This is a genomic window from Roseomonas sp. TAS13 (assembly GCF_001950415.1).
GTDB classification, from domain to species: Bacteria; Pseudomonadota; Alphaproteobacteria; order Acetobacterales; family Acetobacteraceae; genus Roseomonas; species Roseomonas mucosa.
Map to the genome: position 1 here is coordinate 1 of NZ_BDLP01000050.1, position 18,934 is coordinate 18,934.

16 protein-coding genes are annotated in these 18,934 nt (G+C 69.6%); 6 read left to right on the forward strand and 10 right to left on the reverse strand.

The window, feature by feature from the left end:
• Nucleotides 1-83: 83 nt before the first annotated feature.
• Together murJ and trpS are read right to left on the reverse strand one after the other, a co-directional pair.
• Entirely contained in the window at nucleotides 84-1,631 is a 1,548-nt protein-coding gene (gene murJ / locus ROTAS13_RS06670; RefSeq protein ID WP_075821884.1) for a murein biosynthesis integral membrane protein MurJ, read from the reverse strand.
• Between the two features lie 233 nt (nucleotides 1,632-1,864).
• The gene (trpS, locus tag ROTAS13_RS06675) at nucleotides 1,865-2,866 is read right to left on the reverse strand and encodes a tryptophan--tRNA ligase (RefSeq protein WP_019462242.1); all 1,002 of its coding nucleotides are present in this window, start codon (nucleotides 2,864-2,866) and stop codon (nucleotides 1,865-1,867) included.
• 316 nt (nucleotides 2,867-3,182) lie between these two features.
• Between trpS and ROTAS13_RS06680 the strand changes: the two genes are divergently transcribed.
• Nucleotides 3,183-4,604: a M20 family metallopeptidase gene (locus tag ROTAS13_RS06680; protein WP_075821885.1), complete on the forward strand. Its 1,422-nt coding sequence runs from the start codon at nucleotides 3,183-3,185 to the stop codon at nucleotides 4,602-4,604.
• Between the two features lie 201 nt (nucleotides 4,605-4,805).
• Here ROTAS13_RS06680 and ROTAS13_RS06685 read toward each other — a convergent pair whose 3' ends face one another.
• Nucleotides 4,806-6,293, reverse strand: a complete 1,488-nt coding sequence (locus ROTAS13_RS06685; RefSeq protein WP_027297306.1) for an MmgE/PrpD family protein — start codon at nucleotides 6,291-6,293, stop codon at nucleotides 4,806-4,808.
• A 213-nt stretch (nucleotides 6,294-6,506) separates the two neighbouring features.
• Between ROTAS13_RS06685 and ROTAS13_RS06690 the strand changes: the two genes are divergently transcribed.
• The 3 genes from ROTAS13_RS06690 to ROTAS13_RS06700 all read left to right on the forward strand — a co-directional run bounded on the left by ROTAS13_RS06690 (nucleotide 6,507) and on the right by ROTAS13_RS06700 (nucleotide 8,779).
• On the forward strand, nucleotides 6,507-7,214 hold the full coding sequence (locus tag ROTAS13_RS06690) for an FCD domain-containing protein (protein WP_075821886.1): 708 nt from the start codon (nucleotides 6,507-6,509) through the stop codon (nucleotides 7,212-7,214).
• A 115-nt stretch (nucleotides 7,215-7,329) separates the two neighbouring features.
• A complete protein-coding gene (locus ROTAS13_RS06695; RefSeq protein WP_075821887.1) occupies nucleotides 7,330-8,148 on the forward strand; it encodes a shikimate 5-dehydrogenase in 819 nt (272 codons plus the stop codon).
• Between the two features lie 16 nt (nucleotides 8,149-8,164).
• Nucleotides 8,165-8,779 (forward strand): pyridoxamine 5'-phosphate oxidase family protein, encoded by a 615-nt coding sequence (locus tag ROTAS13_RS06700; protein WP_075821888.1) that lies wholly within the window; start codon nucleotides 8,165-8,167, stop codon nucleotides 8,777-8,779.
• 37 nt (nucleotides 8,780-8,816) lie between these two features.
• Here the strand turns inward: ROTAS13_RS06700 and ROTAS13_RS06705 are convergent, their stop codons facing one another.
• On the reverse strand, nucleotides 8,817-10,079 hold the full coding sequence (locus ROTAS13_RS06705) for an arabinose transporter (protein WP_216348601.1): 1,263 nt from the start codon (nucleotides 10,077-10,079) through the stop codon (nucleotides 8,817-8,819).
• A gap of 374 nt (nucleotides 10,080-10,453) precedes the next feature.
• Here ROTAS13_RS06705 and ROTAS13_RS06710 point away from each other — a divergent pair, with 374 nt between their 5' ends.
• Together ROTAS13_RS06710 and ROTAS13_RS06715 are read left to right on the forward strand one after the other, a co-directional pair.
• Entirely contained in the window at nucleotides 10,454-12,697 is a 2,244-nt protein-coding gene (locus ROTAS13_RS06710) for a TonB-dependent siderophore receptor (protein ID WP_075821889.1), read from the forward strand.
• A gap of 59 nt (nucleotides 12,698-12,756) precedes the next feature.
• Nucleotides 12,757-12,990: a hypothetical protein gene (locus ROTAS13_RS06715; RefSeq protein ID WP_075821891.1), complete on the forward strand. Its 234-nt coding sequence runs from the start codon at nucleotides 12,757-12,759 to the stop codon at nucleotides 12,988-12,990.
• Nucleotides 12,991-13,106: 116 nt separating this feature from the next.
• Here the strand turns inward: ROTAS13_RS06715 and ROTAS13_RS06720 are convergent, their stop codons facing one another.
• The 6 genes from ROTAS13_RS06720 to ROTAS13_RS27025 all read right to left on the reverse strand — a co-directional run.
• The gene (locus tag ROTAS13_RS06720) at nucleotides 13,107-14,222 is read right to left on the reverse strand and encodes a putative zinc-binding metallopeptidase (protein ID WP_019462251.1); all 1,116 of its coding nucleotides are present in this window, start codon (nucleotides 14,220-14,222) and stop codon (nucleotides 13,107-13,109) included.
• A 145-nt stretch (nucleotides 14,223-14,367) separates the two neighbouring features.
• Entirely contained in the window at nucleotides 14,368-14,940 is a 573-nt protein-coding gene (locus ROTAS13_RS06725) for a peroxidase-related enzyme (protein WP_037251289.1), read from the reverse strand.
• Nucleotides 14,937-15,452 (reverse strand): CMD domain-containing protein, encoded by a 516-nt coding sequence (locus ROTAS13_RS06730; protein ID WP_019462253.1) that lies wholly within the window; start codon nucleotides 15,450-15,452, stop codon nucleotides 14,937-14,939. Before ROTAS13_RS06730 ends, ROTAS13_RS06725 begins: the two co-directional genes overlap by 4 nt.
• Complete coding sequence (locus tag ROTAS13_RS06735) at nucleotides 15,449-17,035, reverse strand: ABC transporter substrate-binding protein (RefSeq protein WP_026033405.1); 1,587 nt, start codon at nucleotides 17,033-17,035, stop codon at nucleotides 15,449-15,451. Before ROTAS13_RS06735 ends, ROTAS13_RS06730 begins: the two co-directional genes overlap by 4 nt.
• Nucleotides 17,036-17,276: 241 nt before the next feature.
• Nucleotides 17,277-18,740, reverse strand: a complete 1,464-nt coding sequence (locus ROTAS13_RS06740) for an NAD(P)-binding domain-containing protein (RefSeq protein WP_019462255.1) — start codon at nucleotides 18,738-18,740, stop codon at nucleotides 17,277-17,279.
• Nucleotides 18,737-18,934, reverse strand: a 198-nt coding sequence (locus ROTAS13_RS27025) for a hypothetical protein (protein WP_171979047.1), incomplete at its 5' end; no start/stop codon positions are given. The genes ROTAS13_RS27025 and ROTAS13_RS06740, both read right to left, overlap by 4 nt.

Sequence of the window (18,934 nt, forward strand, 5' to 3'; positions counted from 1 at the left end):
CCAGGGCCCGCAGGGTCCTGGCGGATAAGGGGGTGCGGGGGAAAAGGCGGAGCCTTGTCCCCCGGGGACGGAGCGACGCCGGATCACGCCACGGCGGCGGCGCTGCTTTTCCGGCGCCGGAGGTTCCGCAGGTCGCGCAGGTCCAGTGCCCCGAGGAGGTGGGCGGCGCCGAAATAGGTGGCCATGCCGGTGGCGACCAGGAGCAGGAGGCGGGCCACGCGCAGGCCTTCGGCGGGGAAGAGCAGGGCGGAGAGGCCCCAGAGGACCAGCATCATCACCCCTGCCGCCAGCAACATGCGGGGCACGCGGCTGCGCAGGCGCCGGTCTGGGTACCAGGCGCCGTGCCGGTGCAGCAGGAAGGCCAGCGCCCCGGCATTGACCCAGGCCGCGATGCAGGTGGCGAGCGCCACGCCGACATGGGCCAGGAACTGGATCAGGATCAGGTTCAGCACGAGGTTCAGCACCACCACGGCGATGCCGATCCGCACCGGGGTGCTGGTGTCGCCGCGCGCGAAGAAGCCGGGGGCGAAGGCCTTCACCAGCACGAAGGCAGGAAGGCCGACGGCATAGGCGGCCAGGGCATGGGCGGTGGCGGTGGCGGCCTCGGCCCCGAAGGCGCCCCGTTCGAAGAGGGCCTGCACGATCGGGCCGGCGGTGATCCACTGCGCCGCGGCGGCGGGGATGGCCAGTGCCAGGGAGAATTCCACCGCCCGGTTGAGCGTGCGGTGCGCCGAGAGCGGCTGCCGGGTGCGGAACTGCCGTGCCAGCATGGGCAGCAGGGCTGTACCGACCGCCGCGCCGATCACCCCCAGCGGGAGCTGCGCCACGCGGTCGGCGTAATAGAGGTAGGACACCGCGCAGGCCGGCAGCAGGGTGGCGATCAGCGTGTCGATGGCGAGGTTGAGCTGGGTGACGCCGGCGCCGAGGACGCCGGGCAGCATGCGCCAGAGCACGGTCTTCACGTCGGGCGTCAGCCGCGGCTTGCGGGGCAGCAGGGGCATCCCCTTTCGCGCCGCGACGATCCAGACCATGGCGAGCTGCGCGATGCCGGAGGCCATGACGCCCCAGGACTGGGCATGGCCGGGCGTGGCGACATAGGGGGTGAGGCCCAGCAGGGCCACCATGGCGAAGAGGTTGAACAGGATCGGCGCCGCCGCCGCCGCGGAGAAGCTGCCCAGCCCGTTCAGCACGCCCGAGACCAGCGCGGTCAGGCAGATGAAGAACAGGTAGGGGAAGGTGATCCGCGTCATCTCGAGCGTCAGCTCCCAGCGCAGCGGATCGTCGTTGAAGCCCGCGGCCAGGACCGTCAGCACCTGCGGCATGAAGATCCAGCCCAGCACGGTCAGCAATGCCAGCCAGAGGGCGAGGAGGGTGCCCATGCGCTCGGCCAGCAGGCGGGCGGCCACGGGGCCTTCCGCCGACAGCGTGGCGGAGAAGGCGGGGACGAAGGCGGCGTTGAAGGCGCCCTCGCCGAACAGGCGGCGGAACAGGTTGGGCAGCTTCAGCGCCACGAAGAAGGCATCGGCCACCGGGCCGGCGCCCATGATGGCGGCCACCAGCATGTCCCGCGCGAAGCCCAGGATGCGGCTGAGCAGCGTCCAGGCGCCGACGGTAAGGATGCCTTTGAGCATGGGTGGGGCGCGTTCCCTCTGTGCCGAAACGCGCGTGATACAGGTCCCGCGATGCGAGAAACAGCCCATGGGCGGATCGCGGGACGGCCGGTCCCCTCGCGAATGGCGGTGTCTCCCCGGGCGGGGAGACGGGTTTGCCGGGGCGCCGGGCTGTTTGTTAAATCTTCGTATTCTTCTCCGCTCCGGGTGCAGCGGCGTCCCGGCAGGGGCGGAGGCCCGGCGGCCCCTTGCGCTTAGCGGGCCGGCAGGAAGCCGACCAGCTCCTCCGCCCGGCGGACGATCGGGTCGGCGATGCCGGCGGCCTTCCCGGCGCCCTGGCGCAGCGCGGCATCCACGGCGGCAGGATCGTCCAGCAGCCGCTTCATCTCCGCCTGGATGGGGGAGAGCTTCGCCACCAGCGCCTCGGCCAGCACCTCCTTGAAGGCGCCGAAGCCCTTGCCGCCATGCTCGGCCAGCACCGCGTCCGCCGTGCTGTCGGTGATGGCGGCGAGGATGCCGACGAGGTTGCGCGCCTCGGGCCGCGCCTCCAGCCCGCGTGCCTCGGAGGGCAGGGGCTCGGGGTCGGTCTTGGCGCGGCGGATCTTCAGCGCCACCGTGTCGGCATCGTCGGTCAGGTTGATGCGCGACTGGTCGGAGGGGTCCGACTTGGACATCTTCTTCGTGCCGTCGCGCAGGCTCATCACCCGCGCCGCCACGCCCTGGATCAGCGGCTCGATGGTGGGGAAGAAATCCACCCCGTAGTCGTGGTTGAACTTCTGGGCGATGTCGTTCGCCAGCTCCAGGTGCTGCTTCTGGTCGTCGCCTACCGGCACCTGGGTGGCGTGGTAGGCATGGATGTCGGCCGCCATCAGGTTCGGATAGACATAGAGGCCGACCGAGGCGCCCTCGCGGTCCTTGCCGGCCTTGTCCTTGAACTGCGTCATGCGGTTCAGCCAGCCGATGCGGGCGACGCAGTTGAAGATCCAGGCGAGGCGCGCATGGGCCGGCACATGGCTCTGCACGAAAAGGATGCAGCGCTCCGGGTCCAGGCCGCAGGCGATCAGCGCCGCAGCCATCTCGCGCGTCTGCCGCGCCAGCTCCTTCGGGTCCTGCCAGACGGTGATGGCGTGCTGGTCCACCACGCAGAAGAGCGAGGCGTCGCCGTTCTGCATCGGCACCCAGTTGCGGATGGCGCCGAGATAGTTGCCGAGGGTGGGAATACCGGAGGGCTGGATGCCCGAGAAGACACGCTGCATCGGGGGTGGAGACCGGAGCTCTTGTTGATGGAGCGGCGGTCTTCCGCCCCTGGCGCCCCGGCGTCAAGGGCGGGGCGCCTCCCGCCGGCCGCGGGAGGCCGGCTGGCCCTGGGCAGGCGACGGCGGCCCTCGTGACGGAACCGCAACATGGCACGGGGCCTGCTTGCCTGCGCCGGGCAACCGGATCGTTCCGGCAGGGAAGCGCGGGTTCACGGAACGGACATCTCCTGCCAGCCTTCGCCCCGGCATCCGCGAGGCGGCCCAACCCATCCCGATGCGGCGGACCGGTATGCGGCGCCGCAGGAGAGAACACGCCATGAAGAATTCCGAGCCGATCTGGCAGTTCGTCGAGAACCACCGCGCGGTCTTCGAAGGGCTCAGCGACCGGGTCTGGGAGATGCCGGAGCTGAACTTCCAGGAGAAGCGCTCGGCGGCGGAGCATGTCGCGATGCTGAAGGAGCAGGGCTTCCGCGTCACCGAGGGCCTCGCCGGCATTCCCACGGCGGTGATGGGGGAGGCGGGCGAGGGCGGGCCGGTGATCGCCATCCTGGGCGAGTACGACGCGCTGCCCGGGCTGAGCCAGGAGGCCGGCGTGGCCGAGCACCGCCCGCGGCCGGGCGAGCATGCCGGCCATGGCTGCGGCCACAACCTGCTGGGCGCCGGCGCCATGCTCGCGGCCACGGCGGTGAAGGACTGGCTGGCGGCGAACGGGGTGAAGGGCCGCGTGCGCTATTATGGCTGCCCGGCCGAGGAAGGCGGCGCGGCCAAGACCTTCATGGTGCGCGACGGCGTCTTCGACGATGTGGACATCGCCATCTCCTGGCACCCGGCGCCCTTCTCCGGCGTGAACCCGGCGCATTCGCTGGCGATCCTGCAGGTGGACTACAGCTTCACCGGCCGTTCCTCCCATGCCGCCGCCGCGCCGGAGCTGGGCCGTTCCGCGCTGGACGCGGCGGAGCTGATGAATGTCGGCGTGAACTACATGCGCGAGCACATGCCGAGCAGCGCGCGCATCCACTACGCCTATCTGAACGCCGGCGGCATCGCGCCGAATGTGGTGCAGGGCGCGGCGAAGATCCGCTACCTGATCCGCGCCGCCGAGCTGCCGGAGCTTCGCAGGCTGGCGGAGCGGGTGGAGAAGATCGCCCAGGGCGCCGCGCTGATGACCGAGACCACGGTGGCATCCCGGGTGGTCAGCGGCATGAACAACCTGCTCCCCAACACGCCGCTGGAACAGGCGATGTACGACAACTTCCAGCGCCTGGGCGCGCCGGAATTCGACGAGGCCGACCGCGACTTCGCCCGCGCCATCCAGAACACCGTGCGGCGGGAGGATATCGTGGCCGCGCATCGCCGCTTCGGCCTGCCGGTGACGGATGCGCCGCTCTGCGACCGCGTCGCGCCGCTCGACGCGCCGCCGCCGCCCAGCGTCGGCTCCACCGATGTCGGCGACGTCTCCTGGGCCGTGCCGACGGTGCAGGCGCGCGGCGCCACCTATGCCATCGGTACGCCGGGGCATTCCTGGCAGCTCACGGCGCAGGGCAAGACGCCCTATGCCCACAAGGGCATGGCGCATGTGGCCAAGGTGATGGCCGGCACGGCGGTCGATGTGTTGCGGAGCCCGGAACTGCTGGCCCAGGCCAGGGCCGACCACCAGGCGCGGCTGGCCCGCACGCCCTATGACTGCCCGCTGCCCGCCGGGCTGGAGCCGGTCTTCGACATGGCCGAGGGGGCCTGAAAGAGTGTGGCCTGGGAGGAGGTTCGGGGAAAGGCCGGTCCTCCTCCCAGGCACGGCTGGGCAGGCTGGGAGCGGGTCACGGCCAGTCCGGGTTCGGGATTCACCGACACCGCGGAGGAGGCGTGTGCCGGGTGGCAAGCCCGTCGACGGCCTGCATCCGTCACCCGCGCCGGAAGAGGGGCTGTCCAGGCCTTGCCTGCGTCAAGCCGATGCCCCCATGCGGCCGATCTCGCCCGCATCCTGCAGGCTCCAGGCCTTCCAGCAGAGGTCCAGGAGCTGTCTGCTGCGATCCGTGGGAAGAATGCCTTCGGTCTGGCCCATGAACTTCTCGACGAGCTGTTGATCGGACATGGGGTGCAGTTGGCTTCCCACGGCGTGCTCGACGAAGACATGCATCGTGCGGCCGTCGTTGAGCGTCACGACCATGTCGGCCTGATCTGGCTTGATGGCGGGGTCCACCGTTGCCTCGACCTTCTTGCGCAAGGTCACCACGGTGGGGTCCTTCACGGCGGCATCGGTGAAGGCCTGTTCGCCCGCACGGCCCGTGACCAGTGCGACAGCCACGGCATGGAAGATGCTGAACTTGCCTTCCAGGCCGGTGCGTGGCTCGGTCTTGCCCATGAGGTTGAGCACCAGCGGGTGGACCTTCAGGGCTATGGAGCGGATGTCCCCGGGCCTGGGGCTGTTGGCGTTGCGCAACTGGATGGCGGCGTCGATCGAAGGGTGGGCGACGATGCCACAGGCGAAGGGCTTGTAGGTGTTCAGCGCCAGTTCGTATCGCTCGCCCAGGCCTGTTGTCACTTCGTCCCAGTTGTGCCGCGTGCTCAGCGCCTGCCCCCAGCCGTCGAAGCCTTCGATCGCCACATCCGAGGCGGTGTAGCCTTGCTGGGCCAGCAGGGCCGCGATCATCCCGTTCTGCGCGGCCTTGCCGGGATGGAAGCTCTTTGTGTCGGTGCCGAACTGCACCTTCAGCCCCACCGGCTGTGTGGCGGCCAGGCCCATGGCCCAGGTCATGCGCTGTTCATCCAGGCCCAGGACGCGCCCTATGGCGGCTGCGGCGCCGAAGACGCCCGTGGTGCCGGTGATGTGCCAACCCATGGCGTAGTGTTCGGGGAACACCGAGTTCCCGATCCGGCACTCGATCTCACATCCCAGGGTCAGCGCATTCATGAAATCCTGGCCTGACACCGGCCGGAACTGCGCGAAGGCCGTCAGGGCCGAGGCGACTGGCCCCGCCGGATGGATGATGGTCTTGAGATGCGTATCGTCGAAGTCCAGGACATGGGAGCTGATCCCGTTGACCAATGCGGCATTCGGTGCATCCAGCCGCTCGGTGCGGCCGAACAGGCAAGCCTGCTCCGGGCCGGAAAAAGGCTTCAGGGCTGCCACGGCGCGGCCTGGAGCATCCTGGCGTGACCCGCCAACCGCGCAGCCCACCCAGTTGAGGAGGGTGCGCGTGGCTTCCTTGCGGACTGCTTCCGGCACCTGGTCGGCGGGTGCCGATGCGGCGTAGCGGGCAATGATCCTGGTGACGGGCGGCGGTGCGGAACCCTTCGGCGCTGCCCCGGGGGCTGTAGCGGATGCAGGCTGGTTGCCGCCGCCGCTGTGCTGCTGCGCAATCGCCGGGCGAGCAAGAGCGGCCACGGCGATGGTGCCCATGATGATGTTGCGACGGTCGGTGGCGGTCATGGCGTGTCCCTGAGACGGTTTTCTTGTTGGAAGAGCGGCATGCTCGGCTTCTGACGGCACCCACGGATCGTGCGTGGCAGGCCAGGAGCGCACCGCCCATCCTTGCTGGAGCGAAAGGCAGCGCATGCCGCCGCCACAGAGTTAGCAGATTGTCGACAATATGACAATTGACAATTCCCTGGAACTCCTCAGTTCGCGATCCTATAGGGCGGTATGCTCGGCCCAACCCATCCGCTGGATCTGCTCCGCTCCCAAACTCTTGCGGGTGCGGTAGAGCAAGAGATCATTCGCCGCATCAAGGCAGGCGTCATCGTGGCAGGCACGAAGCTTAACGAGGCCGACCTGGCTGAATCCATGCAGATCAGCCGGGCGCCGGTGCGCGAGGCGTTCCGCTCGCTCGAAACCGCGGGACTGGTCCGTTTCGAGAAGAATCGCGGCGTCTACATCCGTGAAATCACGGATGAGGAGGCAGCGGAACTCTATGCCGTGCGCCGCAACCTGGACGAGATGGCCGGCCGGCTCCTGGCTCCCAGGATTACCGACCGGCAGACCGGCGAACTGGCAAGCATGCTGGAGGAACTGGAGGCGGCGTCTGTCTCAGGCGATGTGGCTCGTTACTTTCCCCTTAACATCGCTTTCCATGACCGCCTGATTGAAATGGCCGGCAACAAGACCCTGCTCGGCTTCTACCGGCAGGTCATCGACCGCATGCACCTGTTGCGGCGCCGGGGCTTTGAAACCGACAGCAGCAGCGCCGCATCCCACAAGGAACACCTGGCGATCCTGCGAGCCTTGCAGCTCCGGGATGCCGACGCTGCGTCCCGCGCCATGGGCCAGCACGTCAGCAACGGCTTCGAGCGGACGATCGGCGCCAAGCTGGCCGCCGGGGGGGAGCCTGCCACAGGGGCGACGAGGGGATGAAGGTTGCCGTGGAGCGGCCGAAATCCTTCCGTGCCGTGATCTGCGCTTTGGACCGGAGATGGTCGCCGGTGAGGTTGACCACTAGCCTGGGCCGGACCGACAGAGGAGAGAGCCGATGCTGCCGACCATCAACAAGGATACGGTGCTCTGCATGTCGCTCTCCGGGCGGCCGGGCAACACCGGCACCCGTTTCCACAACTATCTGTACCGCGAACTGGGGCTGAACTTCCTCTACAAGGCCTTCACCACGAAGGACCTCCCCGGCGCCATCACGGGCATCCGCGCGCTGGGCATCCGCGGCTGCGCCGTGTCGATGCCCTTCAAGGAAGCCTGCATTCCCTTCCTGGACAGGCTTACCGACTCCGCTGCGGCGATCCGGTCGGTGAACACCATCGTCAACGATGACGGGCATCTCACCGCCTACAACACGGACTACATCGCGGTGGAGAAGCTGATCGCGCGCCACGCCGTTCCGCCCGGCACGCCCTTCGCCCTGCGCGGCAGCGGCGGCATGGCCAAGGCGGTGGCCTCGGCACTGCGGGACGCGGGCTTCCGGCAGGGCACCATCGTCGCGCGCAACGAGGCCACGGGCCGCGCCCTGGCGGAGAGCTGCGGCTATGCCTGGCAGGCGGAGCCCGGCATGCTGCGCCCCGCCATGCTGGTGAATGTCACGCCCGTCGGCATGTCGGGCGGACCGGAGGCAGAGGACCTGTCCTTCCCCGAGGACACGGTGGCAGCGGCGGAGACCGTCTTCGACGTGGTGGCCCTGCCGGTGGAAACGCCGCTCATCCGCCTGGCGCGCCGGTTGGGCAAGCGGGTGATCGACGGCGGCGAGGTGATCACCCTCCAGGCGCTGGAACAGTTCGTGCTCTACACGGGCATCCGCCCGGAAGAGGATCTGGTGCGCCGCGCCGCCGAATACGCCCGCGGCTGAGCAGGAGGAGCCCCGCATGACGCCGCCCGAATCCCCGGATGCGGAGGAGATCCGTGCGCATTACGGCCAGCCCGACCCGCGCGTGGTGGCCAAGCAGCTCACCCGGCTGGACCGCCATGCCCGGGCCTTCATCGCCCTCTCGCCCTTCCTGGTGATCGCCTCGGCGGATGCGGAAGGGCGCTGCGACGCCACGCCGCGTGGCGACGCGCCGGGCTTCGTCGCCGTGCTGGACGAGGCGACGCTGCTGATCCCCGACCGGATCGGCAACCGGCGCGTGGACACGATGATGAACGTCGCCGGCAATCCGCAACTGGGGCTGATCTTTCTCGTCCCCGGCATCAACGAGACGCTGCGGGTCAACGGCCGGGCGGCGATGACGCGCGACGCGGCGCTGCTGGCGCCCCTCGCCGCCCAGGGCAAGCCGCCCCTGGCCGGGCTGCTGGTCTCGGTGGAGGAGGTCTTCTTCCACTGCGGCAAGGCCATGATGCGCTCCGGCCTCTGGGATGCCTCGCGGCAGGTGCCCCGCGCCTCCTTCCCCTCGCTGGGCCGCATCCTGGCGGACCAACTGGCCGAGGATGCGGAGCGCAGCGAGGCCTGGATCGCGGAAAGCTACAGCAAGCGGTTCTACTGATCCGCCGGCCTTGCCGGGCGAAGCCATGCCCCGCCGGTCAGGCCGGGCCCGCCTCCGCCCGGAGCCGCATGGCGAGCACCATCCCCAGCCCCAGCAACGCCGCCAGGGCGGAGACGCCGAAGATGGCGGCATAGCCCAGGGCATTCGCCACAAGTCCGGCCAGCGGCCCGGTCACGGCATAGGACAGGTCCTGGAACGCCGCGAAGCCACCCAGGGCGGTGCCGCGTATCTGCGGCGGCACGTGCTTCACCACCTCCACGCCCAGCGCAGGGAAGACCAGGGAACAGCCCGCCCCGGTGACGGCGGCACCGGCCAGGGCGAGGAGCGGGGTCCCGGCGCTCCAGAGCAGGAGCAGCCCGGCCGTCTCGACCGCGAGGGAGGCCAGGGCGACGGGAATGCCGCCGAACCGGTCCGGCGCATGGCCGAGGAGGATGCGCACCAGCACGAAGGCGCCCCCGAAGCAACTCAGCGCCAGACCGGCATGCGGCCAGCCCCGGTCGGTGAAGTGCAGCGTGGCGAAGGCGCCGATGGCGGCAAAGCCGATCCCCTGCAGCGCCACTGCGAGGCCCGGAAGGCGGATCCGCCCGACGATGCCCCAGAAGGAGCCCCGCGTGCCGCCGGCCGGCCGGGTCGCGGTGATGCCGGTGGTCATGACGAGGGCGAGCAGCGGCAGCAGCAGCGTGGCGAGGCCGACGATGGCCATCCCGCCCCCGGTCGTCCCATCCAGGCCGGAGAGCCAGAGCCCCGCCGGTGCCCCGGCGGCGAGGGCGCCGTACATGGCCATGCCCATCCAGGACAGCACCCGCCCGGTGCGGGGCTGCCCGACCAGGCCGATGCCCCAGGCCAGGGCGCCGATGACGAGCTGGCTTTCCCCGAAGCCCAGCACCAGGCGGCCGGCCATCAGCAGCAGGAGCCGGGGCAGCGCTTCCAGCGGCAGCAGGGCCGAGAGCATGTAGACCGCCCCGGACAGGGCGCAGAAGACGAGGCCCGACCGCATGGAGCGGCGCGCCCCGGAATGGTCGGCGAGGCGCCCGGCATAGCCGCGGGTCAGGATGGTGGCGACGAACTGGATGCCGATGCTGAGCCCGGCCACGACATTGCCGAAGCCCAGCCCATCATGGACATAGAGCGGGATGACCGGCAGCGGCAGCGCCACCGTCATGTAGGCGAGGAAGACCGCCAGGGCGAGGCGCGGCAGGGCCGCCGCATCCGGCGTGCTGCTGGCGGAAGGGATGCCACCCGGAGAGGTGACTTCGTGGAGGGGGGTGGAGCGCGGCGTGGAAGCGCTGGTCGGGTCCATGGGACTATCCTCTCCGCGCCGTATGGAGAAGCAGGCGGCCCAGCGAGCACGGCGCATCCCCATCCGGCACGATGTCCAGATGTGATGCGTTGGCTCACGTCGAACGCTTACGGCGGCCCATGGAGCGGCCACGCCCGCGATATGCCATGGCGGGGCAGGGGCACGTCAAGACGGTCTCGCCGGCTGCCATGATGCCGTGCACGTCATGGTCACGCCGGAAATGACATCGATGTCATTTATCGTGTCCTTCATGCGACACCCAGGCGTATCCGCAAGGTCACAACAGGATGAAGGTCCAAGGCCTTATTGAGATTGATTATCAATTAGATTAGGCGCCAGAGCGCATTCTGCCGCTTGATGGACGTCGCATACACATGGCCCTCCGACCGATCCCGATCTGCCTTCCCCTCGTGGCTTCCTGGCGTGGTCTCCTGCTGATGACCGTCGCCGTGACCACCCTGGGCCCCTCCACCGGCTTTGCCCAGGATGCGGCTGCCCAAGGCCAGGCAGCGGATCAGGCCGCCGCCGGCACGCTCACCCTGCCGACCGTCGATGTGCAGGGCACGGCCTGGCGGAGCTGGCAACCGGTGGACGGCTATGTCGCTCCCGTGGCCACCACCGGCACCAAGACCGACACGCCGCTGATCGAGTCGCCCCAGTCCACCAGCGTCGTCACGCGGCAGCAGATGGACGACCAGGCGGCGCAGACCGTCTCCCAGGCGCTGCGCTTCACGCCGGGCGTGTTGTCCGAGATCCGTCCCACCTCCCGCTACGACAGCAACTTCATCCGCGGCTTTGGCGGCCAGGGCGTCGGCGCGGCCTATGTGAACTTCCTCGACGGGCTGCGGCAGCAGCGCGGCGTCTCCTACGCCATCCCCTCGGTCGATCCCTGGCTGCTGGAGCGCATCGAGGTGCTGCGCGGCCCGGCCTCGGTGCTCTATGGCCAGACCGGCTCCGGCGGCATCGTCAACCTCGTCAGCAAGCGCCCGACCGAAACGCCGATCCACGAGGTCCGGCTGGAGGCCGGCAACCGCGCCCGGCTGCAGACCGCCTTCGACTTCGGCGGCAAGCTGACCGAGGATGGCCAGTTCCTCTACCGCCTGACCGGCATCGGGCGCACCGCCGACACACAGTACGAGAACGTCAAGGAACAGCGCATCGCCATCGCCCCCGCCCTGACCTGGCGGCCGGATGCCGATACCACGCTGACCTTCCTGAGCAGCTACCAGCACGATCCCGAGGGCGGCTTCTACAACTTCGTCCCGGCGGTCGGCACGGTGCTGCCGAACCGCAACGGCAAGCTGAAGCCGAGCTTCAACCCGGGCGAGCCCGATTTCGACAAGTACGACCGCACCGTCGCCTCGGTTGGCTACCAGTTGGAGCACCGGCTCGACAGCATCTGGACCGTCCGGCAGAACTTCCGCTATTCGCACATCGATTCCGAGTTCTCGGCGGTCTCCTTCCGCTCCCTGGCGGCAAACCAGCGCACCGCGTCCCGCGCCACGACGCTCTCGATCGAGCACGCGGACACGCTCGCCCTCGACAACCAGGCGCAGGCGGACTTCAACACCGGACCGGTGCGGCACACGGTGCTGGCCGGGCTCGACTGGTCGCGCAGCTCGGCCAAGCGGCGGCTGGGCCAGGGCACGGCGACCACGCTTGACATCTTCGCGCCTGTCTATGGCAGCTACATCGCCCGGCCGCGGATCGGCGCCTCCGGCACGACCTACCAGAACACGGACCAGCTCGGCCTCTACGGGCAGGACCAGATGGTCTGGGACCGCTGGCACCTGACCGTGGGCGTGCGCAACGACTGGGCGACCAGCGAGACCTATACCCGCACCTACAGCACCCGCTCCAGCCAGGACGACAGCAAGTTCACCTGGCGCGCGGGGCTGCTCTACCTCTTCGACAACGGCTTCGCGCCCTACGTCAATTATTCCACCTCCTTCCTGCCCAACAGCGGCACCTATGCGCCGTCGCGCGGCGGCAGCTCCTTCGACCCGACGACGGGCGAGCAGTACGAGGCGGGCGTGAAGTACCAGCCGCCGGGGATGAACAGCTTCGTCCAGGTCGCGGCCTATCATATCAAGCAGAAGAACGTCCTGACCCAGGACCCGATCAACACCAACTACAGCATCCAGACCGGCGAGATCCGCTCGCAGGGTGTCGAGGTCGAGGGCCGCGCCAGCCTGACCAGCAACATCGACCTGATCGGCACCTACAGCTACATCGACGCCGAGGTGACGCGTTCCACCACCGCGAACGTCCAGGGCAAGCGCCCACAGCAGGTGCCCGAGCACATCGCCAGCGCCTGGGCGAACTACCGCTTCAACGACGGCTTCCTGCGCGGCCTCTCGCTGGGTGCCGGCGTGCGCTATGTCGGTTCGACCTACGGCGACGAGACGAACAGCTTCAAGGTGTCGGACTTCACCCTGTTCGACGCCGCGGTGCGCTACGACGTCGGGGAGCGCTTCCCGCAGGCCAAGGGCCTGGAGCTGACGCTGAACGCGAACAACATCGCGGACAAGGCCTATGTCTCCAGCTGCTCCTCCTCCAACGCCTGCTATTTCGGCGACCGTCTGCTGGTGATCGCCGGTGCCCGGGTGCGCTGGTAGGAGCACCCGCAACCATCCGGCGGGACGGCGCTTCTCCTGGCTTTGAGGAGGATCTCGCCATGTCCCGCTGGATGCTCGGAATGACGGCCTGCCTGGGCCTGGCCGGGCTCGCCGCCTGCAGCTCGCCGTCGCAGCCCATCTATACGCCCGGCGTCGCCGCCATCCCCGACCCCTATTGCCGCGAGGCCGCGGCCAATGCGACCGGGGCCGCCTATACCGCCTCCGTGACCGGCCTGCCGGCCGACCAGCGCCGCGCCGCCCGGGCACAGGATTTCGCCTCGCGCGGGTGCTGAGACGATCGGTGGGCGCGGCGCTTCGTGGCTGCCCGCCGGGGGCAAGGCTCCGCCTTGCCCCCAAGGAGCTCCCCCCGGCGCAACGAGGCAAGCCACGGGCCGGGCTGGCCGCCGCGTCAGGCCGGGCCGGGGGGAAGGGGTGTTTCTACGGCCAGCGGCTGCCCACGGACCAGCCGGTGGATGAAGCCCAGCTTCTCCACCGCGTGCGGGGACAGCACAAAGGGGTAGAGATCCGCCAGGCCCATCGAGCGGTTCAGGCTGTTGACCGCGAAGCTGAGCGGCAGCCAGGCATCCACGATCGCCCCGATCGTCTCGGCGGTGTATGGATCGAAATCGATATTGGTGCTGAGGGAGCCGTCGTCCGGCACCTCGGCGGGGTGGACGCTGATCCCGAAGGCGCCAGCCATCTCCAGCGTGTCCACGATGTGCAGGTAGTGCGTCCAGGTCTCGGCGAAATCCTCCCAGGGATGAGCGCTGGCATAGGCGCTGACGTAGTTCTCCTGCCAGTCCGCCGGCGCGCCATTGGCATAGTAGGTGTCGAGCGCCTGCTGGTAGTCCTGCCGCTCGTCGCCGAAGAGGTCGCGGAAAGCCTCCAGCTCGCCATTCGCGCCACGCTCGACCAGCAGATCCCAGTAGTGATGCGCGATCTCGTGCCGGAAATGGCCGAGCAGGGTGCGATACACCTCGCCCAGATGCTTGCGCATCTCCTCGCGCCGCACGTCGTCGGCCTCCTTCAGCGCGATGGTGATCACGCCGTCGTCATGGCCGGTCATGACCTTGGTACCGCCGGCCATGTCCTCCTTGAAGTCGAAGACCAGCCCGTGCTCCGGGTCCTCCTGCCGTGTGTGCAGCGGCAGGCGCAGGCGCAGCAGGCTGTAGAAGAGCCGGTGCTTGGCCACTTCCAGCGCCCGCCAGTGCTCGATGTTCCCCGGCTCGGCGAGGTTCGGAACGATCCGGTTGTGCCGGCAGGCGAGGCAGAAGTCCTCCGCGGAATCCGCCGGAACCAGCCAGTTGCAGACATCATGCTGCGCGTTGCGGCAGAAGCGGTAGCGGCGCGTCCCATCCCGCGCGCCCAGGGCCCGCCAGGTCCCGCCCCCCGCTTCGTCGTCCGGCTCCAGGGCCGACATCGTCTCCTCCTCGGCCAGGTAGCCGAGGCGGTGCTGGCAATGGGTGCAGGTGGTGTTCTCGAAATAGAGGACCTGGCCGCAACTCTGGCAGGTGAAAAGTTTCATGATGGCCGTCCGGCGGTTCGTATCGGAACAACAACGCCGGCTGTCCCGCGAGTTTCCGTGAGCCTGCCATCTCCGCGCCGGACAGGGAAGGAGGGTGGCGGGCGGGGCGGCACCCCGTCCCGGAGCCTCCCCCCGGCGCCTATCCCTATCCCTCCGGCGGTACCGAGCGGCCGAGCGACTGCATCAGCCGGTTCGCGTTCGCGAACATCGCCACGGCATGGATCAGGTCCAGGATCTCCAGATCCGACAGGCCGGCCTCCCGCAACGGCACCAGGTCGGCGGGCATCATGTCCTGGGGGGTGGCGGTCAGCTTCGCGCTGTAGTCCACGATGGCACGCTGCCGCGCGTCCAGCCCCTCCGCCGCGATGCCGTGCTCCAGCAGGGCGCGCATCACCGCCTCCTGCTTGCCCAGTTCCACGAAGCGCCGCGCATGGACCGAGGTGCAATAGACGCAGCCGTTGACGATGGAGACGATCGCCGTGGCCAGCTCCCGCTCCGCCCGCGGCAGCCCCTTCGGCGCGTACATCACCTTGGTAAAGAGCGCCCCCCGCTCGCCCAGCGAGCCAGGATCGTGCACCAGCGTGCGGAAATAGACCGAGCGGCGCTGCGCCGGCGGACAGGCATCCAGGGCGGCGATCTGCTCCGGGGTGGCGCTGGCTTCCTCGACCGGGGGCAGGCGCGGCTCCCAGCCAACCTCCTCCATGGTGAATCGGCTCATGCGGCTTCTCCCTGAAGCTCGCCCCGCAACTGGCGCAGCCCGGCGAGCAGGCGCACCTGATAGGGCACGAAGGACACGAGTTGCGTCACCGCCACGATGTCGCGCGCGGTGAGGCCCATGGCCAGCAGCCGGTCGATATCCGCCTGCCCGCAATCGGCGGGGCGTTGCGCCACCATGTCCGCATAGCGGAACAGCACGGCGAGGCGGCCCTCGCCTGCCGGGGCGGGGAAGGCCTCCGCCGCCGCGATCTCCTCCGCCGAGCCGCAGGCGGCGAGCAGCGCGCGGTAATGTGCCGCCAGCACCGCGTCGCCCTCGATCAGCGCGCCGCGCAGCGCCAGCGCCGCCCGCTCGGCCAGGGAGACCCGGCCCGGCCGCGGCGGCAGCACCAGCTCGCGATAGGCGCCTTCCTCGTGCTTCAGGATGTCGGCGCGCTCGCGCCGCAGCCGTCCAAGCGGAGAGGCTGCATCGATGCCGAGCAGGTGCTCGGCCAGATCGGGTATTTCCATGTTCATGACGTGCGGCTCACCATCATCGCGGTGGTACGGTCGCTGGTCTGCGGCGTGACCTTCAGGTGCCGCTTCGCCGCCCAGAGGTTCTGGTAGTGGAAGAGCGGGATGATGCCGGCATCCTCGGCCACCACCTGCGCCGACTTCCGCAGGATCGCCTCGCGCTTGGCGTCGTCGAACGCGGCCATCGCATCCTCCAGCGCCTGGTCCACCTGCGGGTTGCTGTAGCGTCCCCAGTTGGAGACGCCGCGCCCCTGCCTGGGATCGACGCTGCCCAGCACGTTGATCAGCGCGTAGCTGCCCTCGCCCGTGCCATTGCCCCAGGCCAGCGTGGTCATGGCGTAGTCGCCCGTCTTCACGCCGGAGGAATAGACCGACCAGGGCACAGCCTCGACCTGCGTCTTCACGCCGACGCGGGTCCACATCTGCGCCACCGCCTGCGCAACCTGCGGGCCCAGCACGTAGCGATCGTTCGGCAGATGCAGGGTGAGCTGGAACCCGTCCGGATAGCCCGCCTCGGCCAACAGCGCCCTGGCCTTGTCGGGCTCGAAGGCGGGCGGCCTGATCGAAGGATCGTAGCCGAAGCTGCCCTCCGGCATCCATTGCCCTGTCGGCGTGGCGGTGCCGTTCATCAGCCGATCGCAGAGTGCGTCGCGGTTCACCGCCATGGTCAGCGCGCGCCGCACCCGGATGTCCAGCATCGGGTTCTTCGGCAGAGGCGAGCCGTCATTGGCGAGTGCGAAGGGGCTCGGCTTCTCCGAGAAGCTCGGCTGGAGCAGCAGCATCCGCAGGCCGGGATAGGCGTAGAGCACCACCTCCTTGCGCGAGCGGATCTGCGCCAGGTCGGAAACGGAGACCTTGTCGATCACATCCACATCGCCCGCCAGCAGCGCCGCCGTGCGCGCCGGGGCGCTGGCGACGTAGCGGTAGTCCACCTCGTCCCAGTCCGGCTTGCCACCCCAGTAGTCGGGCCGCGCCTTCATCCGCACGCGCTCGCCAGGGGTGAAGGACACGAAGGTATAGGGCCCGGTCCCCACCATCGCCTTGCCGCTGTTGAAGTCGTTGCTGGACGCGCCCTCGGTCGCATGGCGGCTGACGATATGCACCGAGGCGAGGTTCAGCGGCAGCAGCGGGTTCGGCTCCTTGGTCGTGACGCGCAGCGTCAGTGGGCCGGTCGCTTCCACCTTCTCCACCGTGCGGAGATAGCCGGCGAAGCTCGCCGTGCTGCCCGGCACGTCCGGGGCGCGGGCATAGGAGAACACCACGTCATCGGCGGTGAAGGCCTTGCCGTCCGACCAGGTGACGCCCGGGCGCAGGATGAATTCCCAGACCCTCTCGCCCACCGGCTTCCAGGACAATGCCAGCCCCGGCTGCAAGCCGCCCTCGGTGTGGTTCTCGATCAGCAGATCGAAGAAGTGCAGGTCCACCGAACGGTCGCCGGCGAAGTTGTTGAGCTGCGGATCGAGCGAGGAGACCGGATCGCCGAAGGCGATGGTCAACTTCCGGCTGCCCTGCTGCGCCTGCGCCCTTCCTGGCCATGGCAGGAAGGCGGCGGCGCCGAGGCCGGCGAGAAGATGTCGTCTCTGCATCCCGGGAAATCCCTTCATCGCTTTGCGTCGCTCCTGTGGCTGCCCCCGGAAAGGCGCCGCCTCTTCCGGACCCTCTCCGCCCAGGGGAATGGCATTCCCCTGAGACCCCGCCTTTCTGGGCGCCCGTGGCATTCCTGCTTCCCGATCCCGCGCCGGGGGAGATGGCGGACAGGCGGGGTCCTGGAAAGGGTCAAAGAACGGCTCCCCCGCGGCGGCGCCTTTCCCCGGGGCCACGGGAGCCTCAGGCCGCCACTCCGGCCGACGCCCATTCATCTCCCAGCAGTTCCGGCACCGCGAAGGCGCGCAGCCGGTCGTAATGGATCTCGCGGTCCTCGACGAAGAAATGCCGGGCGATGGACTGGGCGAGGCGCTGCGCCCCGGCGCTGACGGCGGGGATGTCGCCGGTCAGCTTCCCGTGGCTGAGCGAGGAGGGGTAGTTGAAGCAGTGGATGCGCGAAAGGGCCGGGCAGGCGCCGGGATGCTTCTCCAGGAAGCTGAAATCCGGCGCGAGGTCCGGCGAATGCGCCAGTTCGGCATTCTCCTCGCCAGGGGTGGGGGCGAAGCGGTCGCGCCAGAAGCGGATCTCGGGCGCGACGAGCGCCAGCTCCGGCCTTTGTGCGAGGTCCACGCCGAAGCCCGTGGCGAAGATCACGAAATCCACCGCCTGCCGGCCCTGCGGCGTTTCCAGCACCAGCGCGCCACCTTCCTCGCGCAGCGACAGGACCGGACTGCCGAGATGCAGCCGTGCCTGCGGATGGCGCGAGACGCGCAGCGTGCTGTCGCGTGGCGGCGGCGTCTGCTCGCTCAGGACATGGTGCATGAAGCGCCACTTCCATTCGTCCGGCAGGCCGGCGAAGCCGTGCACCACGCCCTGGCTGCCGATGCCGGTGAACTTGTTGACGCGCGGCAGCGCCCGGCGCCGCACGAACATGTCCAGGCTGGCCGCGCCCGCCTCCAGCGCCGTCGCGGCATTGTCCATGGCCGAGGCGCCGGCGCCGATCACCGCCACGCGCCGGCCGCGCAGCGCGGCGAAGTCGATATCGTCGCGCGAATGCGCCCAGAAGCGCCGGCCAATCCCGCGCGCCAGTTCCGGCACGAAGGCGCCGCCGAGTCCGTCGCGCCCGGTGGCCAGCACCACGCGCCGCGCCAGGATGGTGGAGCCGGCGCTGTTCTCCACCGCGATCAGCTCGTCCGCGCGCGGGCGGAGAAGGGAGACGCTGACGCCGTTGCGCACCGGCACCTGCATCACGCGGCGGTACCAGCGCAGGTAGTCCATCCACATCGGGCGCGGGATCTTGCCCAGCGCGTCCCAGGCGGCGCGGCCGTGCTGCGCCTCGTACCAGGCGCGGAAGGTCAGTGCCGGCAGGCCCAGCGCCGGCCCGGCCAGCGTCTTGGGCGAGCGCAGCGTCTCCATCCGCGCCCAGGTGGCCCAGGGGCCTTCCTCGCCCTCGGGCGCGCGGTCCAGCACCTGCTGGTTGTCGATGCCGAGCAGGCGCAGCGCCGCCGAGGCCGCCAGCCCGCACATGCCGCCGCCGATGATGGCCACGTCGGTCACGGGCCGATCGTCTGCCTCCCGCGTCGGGACCCAGGGCTTGCCGGGCAGCTCCAGCCATTCGAGGTCGGCGCGCAGCCGCGCCTCCAGGGCCGGAAGGCCGTGCGGCGCTTCCGCCACGGCTGGGTCGCGGGAATGCACGGGCTCGGTCATCGCGCCGGCTCCTCGTTGTCTCGGGGGTCGTCCTGGGGGGAGGCCGCCTGGCGGGCGGTCAGCAGGTCCATGGACCGGGGCGGATGAAGGCGGAAACCCCGCAGCTCCTCCGCCGCCTCGCGGGCCGCCTCGATCACCCGGCGGGTGAGGAGGGAGGGCGGCCGTGCCGCCGGGGTCAGCACGCTCCAGAAGAA